Origin of the sequence: Methylobacterium sp. CCH5-D2 (genome assembly GCF_001556475.1) — a bacterium.
Lineage (GTDB): Bacteria > Pseudomonadota > Alphaproteobacteria > Rhizobiales > Beijerinckiaceae > Methylobacterium > Methylobacterium hispanicum.
On sequence record NZ_LSIX01001048.1, the window covers coordinates 1 to 950 of the forward strand.

Annotated in this window: 1 protein-coding gene; it reads left to right on the top strand. The window is 74.6% G+C overall.

Features of this window, described 5'->3' with window-relative positions:
• Nucleotides 1–30 precede the first annotated feature (30 nt).
• Entirely contained in the window at nt 31–894 is an 864-nt protein-coding gene (locus AX737_RS28490; RefSeq protein WP_082773352.1) for an SDR family NAD(P)-dependent oxidoreductase, read from the top strand.
• Nucleotides 895–950: the final 56 nt, after the last annotated feature.

Genomic DNA, 950 nt, shown 5'->3' on the forward strand with positions numbered 1-950 from the left:
CTTCCTCGACCGCGCCAAGCCCGCCTCCACGTGAGCGGGCGCGTGAGCGGGCCGGACCTCACGGGGCGGGTCTGCCTCGTCGCGGGCGCCTCGCGGGGCGTCGGGCGGGGCATCGCGCGCGGGCTCGGCGAGGCCGGGGCGACCGTGATCGTCACGGCGCGCTCCAGCGAGACCGGGCCGCGCACCGAGATGCGCCCGGAGGCGATCGAGGACACCGCCCGAGAGGTGGACGCGGCGGGCGGCGAGGGCCACCACTATCTCTGCGATCACCAGAGCGAGCGTGCCGTGGACGAGCTGGTGCGCTGGACGCTGCGCCGCTTCGGCCGGATCGACGTGGCGGTGTCGAGCGTCTGGGGCGGCAACGAGGGCTACGACGGCGCGCGCTACCCCGACGGGGCGGGCTGGGGCACGCCGTTCTGGCGCCGCTCGGCGGAACCCTATCTGGGATTCCTGCAGACCGGACCGCTGGCGGCGCTGCTCCTCGCTCGCGCGGTCGCACCCGCGATGGTCTCGGCCCGCTCCGGCCTGCTCGCGCTGGTCTCGTTCGACACGGCGGACGGTTACCTCGGCGACGTGTTCTACGATTCGGCCAAGGCGGCCACCAATCGGCTCGCGCTGGCCTTCGCGGCGGAACTTGCGCCCCACGGCGTCACCGTCCTCGGCCTGTCGCCGGGTTTCGTGGCGACGGAGCGGGTGCGCGACCTCGGGCAGGCGGGGCTGGCGACGGAGAGCCCGCTCTACGCGGGTCGCGCGCTCGCGGCGCTGGCCGCCGATCCGGAGGTCGCCGCGCACCGGGGCGCAGTGCTGCACGCGGCCGACCTCGCTCGCCGCTACGGCTTCACCGACGCGGACGGCACGCAGCCGGAGCGGTTTAGGATCGGTGAGGGGGGGTGATGGCAGTGGAGACGAGCGCGACGCCCTCCCTCCCCTCCTGTCTCTTATACACATCT